Raw genomic sequence first — 13,159 nt, forward strand, 5'->3', positions numbered from 1 at the left:
TTCCGATTATGACCGTACGTATTCTGGCTGTTTGTGGTTGTGGGCAAGGCAGTTCAATGATCATGAAAATGAAAGTTGACCAGTTTCTGACGCAGCAGGGCGTTGCGCACACGGTAAATAGCTGCGCGGTGGGTGAGTACAAAAGTGAGCTGAACGGCGCGGACATCATTATTGCCTCGACGCACGTCGCCAGCGAAATCACCGTCTCCGGTAATAAATATGTGGTGGGCGTGCGCAATATGCTTTCCGCCGCTGATTTTGGTCCGAAACTGATGGAAGTGATCAAAGAGCACTTTCCGAACGACCTGAAATAAGGACGCAGCATGAAATTACGTGATTCGCTGGCGGAGAATAAGTCCATTCGCCTGAATGCAGAAGCGAGCACCTGGCAGGAGGCGGTGAAAATCGGCGTAGACCTGCTGGTGGAAGCGGATGTTGTGGAGCCGCGTTACTACCAGGCCATTCTTGATGGCGTAGAGCGTTTTGGTCCGTATTTTGTGATTGCGCCAGGCCTGGCGATGCCGCATGGCCGCCCGGAAGAGGGCGTCAAAAAAACCGGCTTCGCGCTGGTGACGCTGAAAACGCCGATGGTCTTCAACCACGAAGATAATGACCCGGTCGATATCCTCATCACGCTGGCGGCAGTGGATGCCCGCGCGCATCAGGAAGACGGCATCATGCAAATCGTCAACCTGTTTGAAGATGAAGCCAACTTTGACCGTTTACGCGCCTGCCGTACCGAGCAGGATGTGCTGGATTTAATTGATAACGCCACTGCGGCGGCAGTTTAAGTAAGGAATAGAAATGTCATTACCTATGTTGCAAGTTGCGCTGGATAACCAGACGCTGTCCCACGCTTACGAAACGACCCGCCTGATCGCGGAAGAAGTCGATATTATCGAAGTTGGCACCATCCTGTGCGTGGGTGAAGGCGTACGTGCGGTACGCGATCTGAAAGCGCTCTATCCGCATAAGATCGTGCTGGCTGACGCCAAAATTGCGGACGCGGGGAAAATTCTTTCTCGTATGTGCTTTGAAGCCAACGCGGATTGGGTGACGGTTATCTGCTGCGCGGATATCAACACCGCCAAAGGCGCGCTGGAAGTGGCGCAAGAGTTTAACGGCGATGTGCAGATTGAACTGACCGGCTACTGGACCTGGGAGCAGGCGCAGGAGTGGCGCGATGCGGGGATTCAGCAGGTGGTTTATCACCGTAGCCGTGATGCACAGGCCGCTGGCGTGGCCTGGGGCGAAGCGGATATCAGCGCGATCAAACGTCTCTCTGATATGGGCTTTAAAGTGACCGTGACCGGCGGTCTGGCGCTGGAAGATCTGCCGCTGTTTAAGGGCATTCCAATCCATGTCTTTATTGCTGGTCGCAGCATTCGCGACGCCGCCTCTCCGGTTGAAGCTGCGCGTCAGTTCAAACGTTCTATCGCCCAGTTGTGGGGATAAGGAGCGGATATGCTGTCTAAACAGACTCCGCTTGGCATCTACGAAAAAGCGCTCCCCGCCGGGGAGTGCTGGTTGGATCGCCTGCGGCTGGCGAAAGAACTGGGCTTCGATTTCGTTGAAATGTCTGTCGATGAAACCGATGCCCGCCTGGCGCGCCTCGACTGGAACCGTGAGCAGCGCCTGGCGCTGGTGAGCGCTATCGCTGAGACCGGCGTGCGGGTGCCGTCCATGTGCCTGAGCGCGCATCGTCGCTTTCCGTTGGGCAGCGAAGATGATGCTGTACGTGCGCAAGGGCTGGAGATCATGCGTAAAGCCATTCAGTTTGCGCAGGATATCGGTATTCGCGTCATCCAGCTTGCGGGTTACGACGTGTACTATCAGGAGGCCAACAATGAAACGCGCCGTCGTTTTCGTGATGGGCTGAAAGAGAGCGTCGAGATGGCAAGCCGTGCCCAGGTCACGCTGGCGATGGAGATCATGGATTACCCTCTGATGAACTCCATCAGCAAAGCGCTGGGTTATGCGCACTATCTTAATAACCCGTGGTTCCAGCTTTATCCTGATATCGGCAACCTGTCAGCCTGGGATAACGATGTGCAGATGGAGTTGCAGGCTGGAATGGGGCATATCGTTGCGGTTCATGTCAAAGATACGAAGCCAGGCGTGTTCAAGAACGTGCCGTTCGGTGAAGGTGTCGTCGATTTTGAACGCTGTTTCGCCACGCTCAAGCAGAGTGGGTATTGCGGGCCATACCTGATTGAGATGTGGAGTGAAACGTCGGACGATCCGGCGCGTGAGGTGGCGAAAGCGCGTGATTGGGTGAAAGCGCGTATGGCCAGCGCCGGTCTGGTGGAGACAGCATAATGCAAAAACTCAGGCAGCACGTTTTTGAAGCCAATATGGATTTGCCGCGTTATGGCCTGGTGACTTTCACCTGGGGCAACGTCAGCGCGATCGACAGGGAGCGCGGGCTGGTGGTCATTAAGCCTAGCGGGGTGGCTTATGAAACCATGAAAGCGGACGATATGGTGGTGGTGGATCTCCAGGGCAATGTGGTGGAAGGGCAGTGGCGGCCTTCTTCCGATACCGCCACGCATCTGGCGCTGTACCGTCGTTACCCTTCGCTGGGCGGTATCGTGCACACGCACTCTACGCATGCCACGGCGTGGGCGCAGGCAGGGCTGGCGATCCCGGCGCTGGGCACGACCCATGCGGACTACTTTTTTGGCGATATCCCCTGTACCAGGGCGTTAACCGAAGAAGAAGTGCAGGGTGAATATGAGCTGAACACCGGCCATGTGATTATCGAAACGCTGGGTGACGGTCAGCCGCTGCATACGCCTGGCATCGTGGTGTATCAGCACGGGCCGTTTGCCTGGGGCAAAGATGCGCATGACGCCGTGCATAATGCGGTGGTGATGGAAGAAGTCGCGCGGATGGCATGGATTGCTCGCGGTATCAATCCGGCGCTCAGCCCGATCGACGATTATTTAATGAATAAACATTTTATGCGTAAGCATGGTCCTGACGCCTATTACGGACAAAAGTAAGACACGTGCCCTGGAATCATTACTTCCTTCGGGATGTTACCGGCCTGATTCCGGGGCCGCTTTTGCCATAAAAAAGCCCCCGGTGAAGGGGGCAAGTCAAACTATGGCAATGTTCTCGTTGGTTTTTCCTGGTGCTAGCGATAAATATCCGCGCTGGCGCGCATGTTGCCGTTACTTCCCGGTTCCCGGGTCAGGATGGCGTGGTAGTACGTTGCGCCTCGCGCATCTGTCTCTTCATTCAATGCCTGATCTGCTTCACTTTCAGTGGCGAAGTTATGGTTTATATAAATCACGCCTAAGCTCTGCACATCATCCATATTTCGTGCCTGGTGATTATCGATTTTGATGGCTGCCATCGCGTTTGCACTGAGCAAAAGCGCAGCCAGAAGGGTCATAACACGCGCTCGCATACTGTACCTCCTCGACTGCTGTGTCTGGTTAGCAATATCTCCTGTAAGTGAATTGCTTCTGATTTAATTTTAATCGCTACTAGCGAAGTCGATAGCGACCATTTCTGATGCAGTTGTTCAAAAAATTGGCGCGATGCCATGTGATTAATTTTAAATCACATGGTTAACCCGTCTTTGCGCTTCGTGTGAATTTTTGCGCAATCAACTTGTGTTTCCTCATGGGCGCAAGTATTATGACGCGTCATTTTTCAGCCGACCTTTAACACGTTCCTTGCCTCCCCGGGATTCGGCTGACCCAGACAGGAGGCTGAATAATCCGTAAGGAGCAATTCGATGCGTCATTACGAAATCGTTTTTATGGTCCATCCTGACCAGAGCGAACAGGTTCCGGGCATGATCGAGCGCTACACTGGTGCAATCACTGGTGCAGAAGGCAAGATCCACCGTCTGGAAGACTGGGGCCGCCGTCAGCTGGCTTACCCGATCAACAAACTGCACAAAGCTCACTACGTTCTGCTGAACGTTGAAGCGCCGCAGGAAGTGATCGATGAGCTGGAAACTAACTTCCGCTTCAACGATGCCGTTATCCGTAGCATGGTAATGCGTACTAAGCACGCTGTTACCGAAGCATCTCCGATGGTTAAAGCGAAAGACGAGCGCCGTGAGCGTCGCGATGATTTCGCAAACGAAACCGCAGATGATGCAGATGCTGGGGATTCTGAAGAGTAATTTCTGATGACCAACCGTCTGGCGTTGTCCGGCACCGTGTGCAGGATGCCCCTTCGAAAGGTCAGTCCATCAGGAATTCCGCACTGCCAGTTCGTGCTTGAGCATCGTTCTGTGCAGGAGGAAGCCGGGTTTCACCGGCAGGCGTGGTGTCAAATGCCCGTTATTGTTAGCGGACACGAAAACCAGGCCATTACTCACAGTATAACGGTCGGCAGCCGCATAACCGTTCAGGGGTTCATCTCTTGCCACAAGGCAAAGAACGGTCTGAGCAAAATGGTTCTGCATGCCGAGCAGATTGAATTGATAGATTCTGGAGACTAGCCATATGGCACGTTATTTCCGTCGTCGCAAGTTCTGCCGTTTCACCGCGGAAGGCGTTCAAGAGATCGACTATAAAGATATCGCTACGCTGAAAAACTACATCACCGAAAGCGGTAAGATTGTCCCAAGCCGTATCACCGGTACCCGTGCAAAATACCAGCGTCAGCTGGCTCGCGCTATCAAACGCGCTCGCTACCTGTCCCTGCTGCCGTACACTGATCGTCATCAGTAATCGGCCACGGTCCATTAATACGACTTTGAGAGGATAAGGTAATGCAAGTTATTCTGCTTGATAAAGTAGCAAACCTGGGTAGCCTGGGTGATCAGGTTAACGTTAAAGCGGGCTACGCTCGTAACTTCCTGGTACCACAGGGTAAAGCTGTTCCTGCTACCAAGAAAAACGTTGAGTTCTTCGAAGCACGTCGCGCTGAACTGGAAGCTAAACTGGCTGACGTTCTGGCTGCTGCAAATGCACGCGCAGAGAAAATCAACGCCCTGGAAACCGTAACCATCGCGTCCAAAGCTGGCGACGAAGGTAAACTGTTCGGTTCCATCGGTACTCGCGACATCGCTGACGCTGTAACAGCAGCAGGCGTTGAAGTGGCTAAGAGCGAAGTTCGTCTGCCGAACGGCGTTCTGCGTACCACTGGTGAGCACGAAGTGAACTTCCAGGTTCACAGCGAAGTATTCGCTAAACTGACTGTAAACGTAGTAGCTGAATAAGTTTTATTCTTCTATCGCGTAAAAACGCCGGCCTTGCGCTGGCGTTTTGCTTTTCTGCCCCCCTGTTTTTCGCACTGGCTATTCTTTACCCTTTTCGGGATAATAAAAAATAAAACATTATTTCAAAGTGGTGATGGAATGGAGATAACCCACCAGCAGCCCCTGTTCGCGCGTAAAAACGTTGTCTATCTGGGGGCGGCATTTTGTTGTCTGTTATGGGGAAGCGCCTACCCGGCGATAAAAAGCGGGTACGAGATCTTTCAGATTGCGACAGATGATATCCCGTCAAAAATTGTCTTTGCCGGATACCGTTTCTTGTTCGCGGGGTTATTGCTGCTGTTGCTGGCGATGGCGCAGCGTAAACCGATCGGCCGCTTAAGCCCGCGCCAGTTTGGTCAACTGACCCTGCTGGGGCTGACGCAAACCTCGCTGCAATATATCTTTTTCTATATCGGTCTGGCGTTCACCACGGGCGTGAAAGGATCGATCATGAATGCCACAGGCACTTTTTTTAGCGTGCTGCTGGCGCACTTCATCTACCAGAACGACAAACTGAGCTACAACAAAACCCTCGGCTGTATTCTTGGCTTTGCCGGGGTGATGGTGGTGAACTTCAACAGCGGGCTGATGGATTTCAGCTTTAGCCTGTTGGGTGATGGCTCCGTGGTGCTGGCTGCTTTTATTCTTTCTGCCGCGACCCTTTACGGTAAACGTATTTCGCAGACGGTTGACCCAACGGTGATGACGGGCTATCAGCTTGGCATCGGCGGCCTGGCGCTGGTGATTGGCGGCTATGCCTTCGGCGGCTCGCTCTCCGTGCACGGCCTCGCTTCTGTGGCGATTCTGGGCTATCTGACGCTGCTCTCGTCTGTTGCTTTTGCGCTGTGGAGTATTTTGCTCAAGTACAACCGCGTCGGGATGATTGCGCCGTTTAACTTCCTGATTCCGGTTTCCGGTGCGGTGCTGTCGGCGATTTTCCTCGGCGAAAATATTTTTGAATTGAAATATGCGGTTGCGTTGGTGCTGGTGTGTTCGGGGATCTGGTGGGTGAACAAGGTGAAGCGGTAACGCCTGATGGCGCTACCGCTTATCAGGCCTGCAATCGCGGGTGCCGTAGGCCGGATAGGGCGACGCCGCCATCCGGCAATTTGCGCGTTTAACGGGCGCGAATAAAGCTGCCGTTTGGCTGACGGGTAAACAGAACCTGTTGGTCATTACCGGTATCGATGGTCAATCCTGTCACCACGCCATTCGCATTCTGGCGGATCTGCACCATCTGGCCATCTTTCAGATTGCTCAGCGGCTTGCCTGCGCCTTCAACCTGCGCCATCGCGTAAACGTCCGTTGGCGGCAGGCCGTGGTCACGGAACAACTGCGCCAGCGTTTTACCTGACTCCACGCGATAGGAGCGCCACTGCTGGTCAATTCCCCCATTCTGCTGGAAAGGCTGTGTTTGCGGCTGGGATTGCTGCGTCTGCGGCGGCTCTTCCGGTTGACCTTCCTGGATGGGTTCCGGCGCTACGGGGGCGACCTGTCCCGGATCGTTTTGCGGGGCGACCAGTTGCGCCTGAAGTTCGGCTTCCGTCGGCGGTTGCGACTGTGACTGGATATCTGTCTGGACATTACGCGTGACGACGGGCGTATCGCGGGTATCATTCGAGGGAAGCAGAAAACCGACCACCAGCACGATAGCGGCAATAATAATGCCACGGCGATGCATAGGCGGCAGCGGGTCCATGATGCGAAAATTGTCCGGTGCATGCCAGATTTTCGCCAGGGTTGGTTTTAGTTCAAAGCGCCCGGGCATGGCTTTCCTCCTGCTCCGCGTCTCGTTCCTCAATCATAGAGTATAGATGCCTAACGCTATGATGTTCGTAGTTATACCCGCTTTCGTGACATCAGCATGGGTTATTCTTATTGTTTCTTTTTCCCCGCGATTTGTCATCTCTTCCCGAGACAAAGTTTTACCGGAAGAGACGTGGCTGCTATGCTGCCCGCTACTTTACCTCCGATGAAAGGAAATATGATGGCAACCCCGACTTTTGACACTATCGAAGCGCAAGCAAGCTATGGCATTGGTTTACAGGTAGGGCAGCAGCTGAGCGAATCCGGTCTGGAAGGTCTGTTGCCTGAAGCGCTGGTGGCAGGTATCGCTGATGCGCTGGAAGGCAAACACCCGGCAGTGCCTGTTGATGTGGTGCATCGCGCGCTGCGTGAAATTCACGAACGTGCGGATGCCGTACGTCGCGAACGTTTCCAGGCAATGGCGGCAGATGGCGTCAAATATCTGGAAGAAAACCGTGAGAAAGAGGGTGTGAACAGCACCGAATCCGGTCTGCAATTCCGCGTGATCACCCAGGGTGAAGGCGCGATTCCGGCGCGTACTGACCGTGTACGCGTACACTACACCGGCAAACTGATCGACGGCACCGTCTTTGACAGCTCCGTTGCGCGCGGTGAACCGGCTGAATTCCCGGTGAACGGCGTGATCCCAGGCTGGATTGAAGCGCTGACCCTGATGCCGGTTGGTTCCAAATGGGAACTGACTATCCCTCAGGAACTGGCCTACGGCGAGCGTGGCGCGGGCGCGTCTATTCCTCCGTTCAGCACTCTGGTGTTTGACGTAGAACTGCTGGAAATCCTGTAAGCAGTGACTTCTGTTCCCCTCTTTGTTGGGGGGAACAGAAAATATGCAAGAAAACCGTAAGTTAGCCAGATGTCGATATTTTATCTTGCAAATGTAGCCATTGCGTGTATTTTTGTGAGCTAATTCGCGTTGCCAGAGTGATATGACACTCACTTTAAACATATAATTAACATTATATCTAAATCTTAGTATTCATCCCGCCGATTCTTACCTAATATCGATGAGTCCTGATAACAGGATCGTCGTATCATATGACGCACTAAAGGCCGCAGAGCCTGCACAACACAGACAGGTACAGGAAGAAAAAACATGGTAGATCAGGTAAAAGTCGTTGCCGACGAACAGGCACCGGCTGAACAGTCGCTACGGCGCAATCTCACAAACCGTCATATTCAGCTTATTGCGATTGGCGGCGCCATCGGCACCGGCTTATTTATGGGCTCCGGTAAAACGATCAGCCTCGCCGGGCCGTCGATCATTTTCGTTTATATGATCATCGGTTTTATGCTCTTTTTCGTCATGCGGGCAATGGGTGAATTGCTGCTCTCGAATCTGGAATATAAATCCTTCAGTGATTTCGCTTCCGACCTGCTCGGGCCGTGGGCGGGATATTTCACCGGCTGGACTTACTGGTTCTGCTGGGTGGTCACCGGGATGGCGGACGTCGTTGCGATTACCGCCTATGCGCAGTTTTGGTTCCCCGGCCTTTCCGACTGGGTCGCCTCGCTGGCGGTCGTTGTTCTGCTGCTGAGCCTTAACCTTGCGACCGTGAAAATGTTCGGCGAGATGGAGTTCTGGTTCGCGATGATCAAGATTGTCGCCATCGTGGCGCTGATCGTCGTCGGTCTGGTGATGGTTATGATGCACTTCAAATCACCGACCGGGGTTGAAGCGTCGTTTACTCATCTGTGGAATGATGGCGGCTGGTTCCCGAAAGGGATCAGCGGCTTCTTTGCGGGCTTCCAGATAGCGGTATTCGCGTTCGTGGGGATTGAACTGGTGGGCACCACCGCCGCAGAGACCAAAGACCCGGAGAAATCCCTGCCGCGCGCGATTAACTCAATCCCGATTCGTATCATCATGTTCTACGTTTTTGCGCTGATCATCATTATGTCGGTCACGCCGTGGAGCTCGGTAGTACCAACCAAGAGCCCGTTTGTTGAGCTGTTTGTACTGGTAGGGCTGCCGGCCGCCGCCAGCCTGATTAACTTCGTGGTGCTGACGTCTGCGGCCTCTTCCGCCAACAGCGGCGTGTTCTCTACCAGCCGTATGCTGTTTGGTCTGGCGCAAGAGGGTGTGGCGCCGAAAGCGTTCGCTAAATTGTCTAAGCGCGCGGTGCCGGCGAAAGGGCTGACCTTCTCCTGTATCTGTCTGCTGGGCGGCGTGGTGATGCTGTACATCAATCCGAGCGTGATTGGCGCGTTCACCATGATCACGACGGTGTCGGCTATTCTGTTCATGTTTGTCTGGACCATCATTCTCTGCTCGTACCTGGTGTATCGTAAGCAGCGTCCGCACCTGCATGAGAAGTCCATCTATAAGATGCCGCTTGGTAAGCTGATGTGCTGGGTGTGTATGGCGTTCTTCGTCTTTGTGCTGGTACTGCTGACGCTGGAAGATGATACCCGTCAGGCGCTGATCGTCACGCCGCTGTGGTTTATTGCGCTGGGGCTGGGCTGGCTGTTTATCGGTAAGAAACGTATGGCAGGAGTGCGTTAATCTTGATGCCCGGTGGCGCAAAGCTTACCGGGCCTACGGATTGTAGGCCGGATAAGCGTTAGCGCCATCCGGCAACACATCATTCCCCGGCCAGTGCGCGCGGGAACAAGACGTTGTTTTCCAGACTGATGTGCTCCATCAGATCGTCAATCATTTCATTAATGCCGTTGTACATCGCTTTCCAGGTGGTGCAGGCTTCTGGCGGCGGCGTGACGTTGTTGGTGGTGTGTTTGATCACTTCCAGCAATTCGCCAGCGTCATCGTGTTCGCTTTCCATGACGCTAATCGGGCCCATTGCCTGGCTTCCCATGCCTTGTTTGATCATCGGGAACAGGATCTGCTCTTCTTTCATCATGTGGCTGGAAAGTTCCTGATGCAGCATAGTCAGGTATTTCGCCAGACCTTTCGGTACGCTGGGTTTGTCTGCGTGAACGCGTTCCACTTTGGTGGCTTGCAGGATCAGCTCCGGCAGCTGCTCGCGGTGTCTGTCGTGGTAGCGCACGATAATATGGTCGATAATTTCGGCCAACGGCGCGGTACGCCAGTCCTTCTCAATCGGTTGTTCAGCCAACTGTGCCAGTTCTGCTTCAATGGCTTCTACATCCAGCTCTTTACGTGCAGCAGCGCGCGCGAGCGTCTGCTTACCACCGCAGCAGTAATCCATATCGTACTTACGAAACAGCGCCGAGGCGCGAGGAATAGAGAGCGCCAGTTCACCTAAAGGTTGATCGCGAAAAGACATAGCCGTTACCTCATTCTCAATAATATAAGATGTATTTTAAATACATCTTTAAGCCGAAGATATAACCCTTTCGGGTCAGAATAAAACGTGATGACCATCACAAAAAAATGTTTGTGCCTTAACGTGCTGAATCTTATTGAAAAGGGCAGGAATACGCGCGGCAAGTCGCCGGGCAAAATTAAATATGCCGGCGGCACTGCCGATAGTTAGACCTCTGACAATACCTGCATAGTAAAAGGCAACAAATGTTCAAACGAATCAAAGTTATAACCTTACTGATTATCGTATTACTCGCCCTCGGCGCGATGCAGCTTATTTCGGCGGGCGTTTTTATCAGCGCGCTCAATAACGATAAGCAAAATTTTACCGTATCGCAGCGTTCCAGCCAGAACGTCGCGGAGTTTACCGATGCCTGGATCAGCCTGAACCAGGCGCGCGTCACGCTTAACCGCGGCATGTTGCGCCTGCAAAGTAGCATGGCCAATGAGATCAACGGCGGTCAGCTAAATGAACTGGTGAAGACGGCGAATGCCCTGCTGGCTGATGCGCAGCGTCATTACGATAAATACTACGCGCTGCCAGAAACGCCGGGGCTGGATGAACACCTGGCCGACCGTCTGGAAGAGCAGTACGGCATCTACTCCGCGACGCTGGCGAAAATGAATACCTTCCTTGCCGCAGGACAACTGGAAGAGATGTTCAAACAGAATGCGGAACAAAAACAGACGGCGATGCAGGACGTGTACCTGGAATGGCGTGCCGCGCAGGCCGAACTGACGAACGCGGGCATTCAACAAAATGAACAGGACTACCAGCGCATTCTGTGGATTCTGGCGGCCGTTATGCTGGCGGTTGTCGCGGTGATCGTGATTAGCTGGCTGGCAATGCAGCGTGTCTTACTTAAACCGTTGCATGATGTTATGGAACATATCCGCCATATTGCGGCAGGCGACCTGACGCGCAATATCCATACCGAAGGCAGTAATGAAATGGCGCTACTGGCGCATAACGTACATGAGATGCAGCAGGCGCTGGCGAACACGGTCAGCGTGGTACGTGAAGGCGCTGACACGATCTATACCGGTGCGGGTGAAATTGCGACAGGCAGTAGCGATCTCTCTTCGCGTACTGAACAGCAGGCCGCATCGCTGGAAGAGACTGCCGCCAGTATGGAACAACTCACCGCAACCGTGAGACAGAACGCCGACAACGCGCGTCAGGCGTCCAGCCTGGCGAAAAATGCCTCTGAGACGGCGCAGAAGGGCGGCAACGTAGTGGACGGCGTTGTGCGCACGATGGATGAAATTGCCACCAGCTCCAGCAAAATCGCGCAGATTACCAGCGTTATCGACGGTATCGCATTCCAGACCAATATCCTGGCGCTGAACGCGGCGGTGGAAGCCGCTCGCGCGGGCGAACAGGGCCGTGGCTTTGCGGTGGTCGCTGGCGAGGTGCGCACGCTGGCGCAGCGTAGCGCGCAGGCGGCGAAAGAGATCAAAACGCTGATTGATGACTCCGGTAATCGGGTCAGCGCGGGTTCCGCGCTGGTGCATGAAGCGGGGGAAACGATGGCGGAAATTGTCAGTGCGGTAACCCGTGTGACCGACATCATGGGGGAGATTGCCTCTGCATCTGATGAACAAAGTCGCGGCATTGACCAGGTTGGCCTGGCGGTGGCGGAGATGGATCGCGTGACGCAGCAGAACGCCGCGCTGGTGGAAGAGTCGGCGACTGCCGCCGTTGCGCTTGAAGAGCAGGCGGCACGTCTGACCCAGACGGTAGCGGTGTTTAAAGTTTAACCTCTGCTCCGGCCTACAGGATAATATCTTGTAGGCCGGATTAACGCAGCGCCATCCGGCACATTATGATTGTGAAACCACGACGACGCCGGGTTTCTGCGGTCTGGCTCTGACGGCTATCACCACCCCAACAATCAGCAGCGCAATGCCGCTTACCGTCAGCAGCGGTGGAAATTCCTCGCGCAGTATAAAGGTGTACAACAGGCCAGCCAGCGTTTCGAACACGATCAAGGGCCCCAGAATCACCGTCGGCAGCTTCTGGCTGGCGACGTTCCAGCATAGCGCCCCCACCCATGAACAGAGCACGGCAATGGCGACCATCAGGGCGACAAAGACATCAGGTCGGGGGCCAAAGGGGAGAGGAAAGCCGGGCATCTGCTTACCCAACCAGATGCAGGCCGCAACATAACCCAGCAGCGAAACGGGAAGCGTCACTAGCGCCTGTGCTGTTGCCCACATCATCGGATGTTTATCCGGGTTTTCCCGCAGCCAGCGGGCATTACGCAACGCGTACCATGCCCAGCACACAACGGAAACCAGCGCCAGCGCGATACCTGAACCGTAGCGCCAGCCGCTAAACTCCGGCAGCCCCTGATTCAGCTCCGCAATATTGACGCACAGCAGGCCAACGCCGATGAGCGCCAGCGCAGGCGCCAGACGCCGCCAGGATAACTTACCATCTCGCTGGCTGTAGAGCAGGTTGGCAAACACCGGGATCACCACCGGCAACGTGCCGATGATCATGGTGGAAACGGGGGCTCCCGTGCGCTGGATAGCGCTCGCCAGGCAGACGTAATAGATCAGATTGCCCATCATCGTCAGCGCGAGTGCGGTTATCCAGTCTTTGCGCGTCAACTGGCGCAGGCGCGCACGCCCCAGCCACGCCAGGGGCACAGCAATTAACCCCAGCGCCAGATAGCGCCCCATCGACTGCAATACCGCCGGATACTCCGGTACGATCAACGGTCCGACAAAAATCAGTCCCCACATTAACCCTGCCAGCAGGGCATACAACACGCCGCTAATCATCGTTGATATCCACATCGTTTCACATTGCGAAAAGT

The 13,159-nt window shown here is 54.4% G+C and carries 17 protein-coding genes; 13 read left to right on the forward strand and 4 right to left on the reverse strand.

What is annotated here, in order from left to right; translation table 11 throughout:
• The first annotated feature begins 8 nt into the window (after window positions 1-8).
• Genes ulaB through OGX84_RS03745 form a run of 5 tightly spaced genes read left to right on the forward strand, consistent with a single transcriptional unit; the run spans window position 9 to window position 3,005 of the window.
• A complete protein-coding gene (ulaB, locus tag OGX84_RS03725; protein WP_024130790.1) occupies window positions 9-314 on the forward strand; it encodes a PTS ascorbate transporter subunit IIB in 306 nt (101 codons plus the stop codon).
• A 9-nt stretch (window positions 315-323) separates the two neighbouring features.
• The gene (ulaC, locus tag OGX84_RS03730; protein WP_012134416.1) at window positions 324-791 is read left to right on the forward strand and encodes a PTS ascorbate transporter subunit IIA; all 468 of its coding nucleotides are present in this window, start codon (window positions 324-326) and stop codon (window positions 789-791) included.
• 13 nt (window positions 792-804) lie between these two features.
• On the forward strand, window positions 805-1,455 hold the full coding sequence (gene ulaD / locus OGX84_RS03735; protein WP_024130789.1) for a 3-keto-L-gulonate-6-phosphate decarboxylase UlaD: 651 nt from the start codon (window positions 805-807) through the stop codon (window positions 1,453-1,455).
• Window positions 1,456-1,464: 9 nt separating this feature from the next.
• On the forward strand, window positions 1,465-2,319 hold the full coding sequence (locus OGX84_RS03740; protein WP_012134413.1) for an L-ribulose-5-phosphate 3-epimerase: 855 nt from the start codon (window positions 1,465-1,467) through the stop codon (window positions 2,317-2,319).
• On the forward strand, window positions 2,319-3,005 hold the full coding sequence (locus OGX84_RS03745) for an L-ribulose-5-phosphate 4-epimerase (RefSeq protein ID WP_049010941.1): 687 nt from the start codon (window positions 2,319-2,321) through the stop codon (window positions 3,003-3,005). Before OGX84_RS03740 ends, OGX84_RS03745 begins: the two co-directional genes overlap by 1 nt.
• Window positions 3,006-3,139: 134 nt before the next feature.
• Here the strand turns inward: OGX84_RS03745 and yjfY are convergent, their stop codons facing one another.
• Window positions 3,140-3,415 (reverse strand): DUF1471 family protein YjfY, encoded by a 276-nt coding sequence (gene yjfY / locus OGX84_RS03750; protein WP_024130788.1) that lies wholly within the window; start codon window positions 3,413-3,415, stop codon window positions 3,140-3,142.
• Between the two features lie 333 nt (window positions 3,416-3,748).
• Between yjfY and rpsF the strand changes: the two genes are divergently transcribed.
• From rpsF to OGX84_RS03775, 5 genes are all read left to right on the forward strand, one after another.
• Window positions 3,749-4,144 carry a 30S ribosomal protein S6 gene (gene rpsF / locus OGX84_RS03755; RefSeq protein WP_012134408.1) on the forward strand — a complete coding sequence of 132 codons (396 nt, stop codon included), beginning with the start codon at window positions 3,749-3,751 and terminating at the stop codon, window positions 4,142-4,144.
• A gap of 6 nt (window positions 4,145-4,150) precedes the next feature.
• Window positions 4,151-4,465 (forward strand): primosomal replication protein N, encoded by a 315-nt coding sequence (gene priB / locus OGX84_RS03760; RefSeq protein ID WP_012134407.1) that lies wholly within the window; start codon window positions 4,151-4,153, stop codon window positions 4,463-4,465.
• A gap of 4 nt (window positions 4,466-4,469) precedes the next feature.
• On the forward strand, window positions 4,470-4,697 hold the full coding sequence (gene rpsR / locus OGX84_RS03765) for a 30S ribosomal protein S18 (RefSeq protein WP_000135199.1): 228 nt from the start codon (window positions 4,470-4,472) through the stop codon (window positions 4,695-4,697).
• Between the two features lie 41 nt (window positions 4,698-4,738).
• Window positions 4,739-5,188, forward strand: a complete 450-nt coding sequence (gene rplI / locus OGX84_RS03770; protein WP_012134405.1) for a 50S ribosomal protein L9 — start codon at window positions 4,739-4,741, stop codon at window positions 5,186-5,188.
• A 138-nt stretch (window positions 5,189-5,326) separates the two neighbouring features.
• Entirely contained in the window at window positions 5,327-6,256 is a 930-nt protein-coding gene (locus OGX84_RS03775) for a DMT family transporter (RefSeq protein ID WP_049010943.1), read from the forward strand.
• Between the two features lie 88 nt (window positions 6,257-6,344).
• On the opposite strand, the gene OGX84_RS03780 is transcribed toward OGX84_RS03775, so the two are convergent.
• Window positions 6,345-6,995 carry an OapA family protein gene (locus OGX84_RS03780; protein ID WP_012134403.1) on the reverse strand — a complete coding sequence of 217 codons (651 nt, stop codon included), beginning with the start codon at window positions 6,993-6,995 and terminating at the stop codon, window positions 6,345-6,347.
• A gap of 219 nt (window positions 6,996-7,214) precedes the next feature.
• On the opposite strand from OGX84_RS03780, the gene bamJ reads away from it, so the two are divergent.
• Together bamJ and cycA are read left to right on the forward strand one after the other, a co-directional pair.
• Window positions 7,215-7,835: a BamJ family beta-barrel-assembly machinery protein gene (bamJ, locus tag OGX84_RS03785; protein ID WP_024130787.1), complete on the forward strand. Its 621-nt coding sequence runs from the start codon at window positions 7,215-7,217 to the stop codon at window positions 7,833-7,835.
• A 309-nt stretch (window positions 7,836-8,144) separates the two neighbouring features.
• A complete protein-coding gene (gene cycA / locus OGX84_RS03790; RefSeq protein WP_012134401.1) occupies window positions 8,145-9,554 on the forward strand; it encodes a D-serine/D-alanine/glycine transporter in 1,410 nt (469 codons plus the stop codon).
• Window positions 9,555-9,633: 79 nt separating this feature from the next.
• Here cycA and ytfE read toward each other — a convergent pair whose 3' ends face one another.
• Window positions 9,634-10,296: an iron-sulfur cluster repair protein YtfE gene (ytfE, locus tag OGX84_RS03795; RefSeq protein ID WP_012134400.1), complete on the reverse strand. Its 663-nt coding sequence runs from the start codon at window positions 10,294-10,296 to the stop codon at window positions 9,634-9,636.
• Between the two features lie 245 nt (window positions 10,297-10,541).
• On the opposite strand from ytfE, the gene OGX84_RS03800 reads away from it, so the two are divergent.
• Window positions 10,542-12,095, forward strand: coding sequence for a methyl-accepting chemotaxis protein (locus OGX84_RS03800; protein WP_012134399.1), 1,554 nt, complete (start codon window positions 10,542-10,544; stop codon window positions 12,093-12,095).
• A gap of 63 nt (window positions 12,096-12,158) precedes the next feature.
• Here the strand turns inward: OGX84_RS03800 and OGX84_RS03805 are convergent, their stop codons facing one another.
• On the reverse strand, window positions 12,159-13,124 hold the full coding sequence (locus OGX84_RS03805) for a DMT family transporter (RefSeq protein ID WP_058668467.1): 966 nt from the start codon (window positions 13,122-13,124) through the stop codon (window positions 12,159-12,161).
• Window positions 13,125-13,159: the final 35 nt, after the last annotated feature.

It is taken from the genome of Citrobacter sp. CK202 (genome assembly GCF_030333225.1).
In the GTDB taxonomy this organism is placed as follows: Bacteria; Pseudomonadota; Gammaproteobacteria; order Enterobacterales; family Enterobacteriaceae; genus Citrobacter_B; species Citrobacter_B koseri.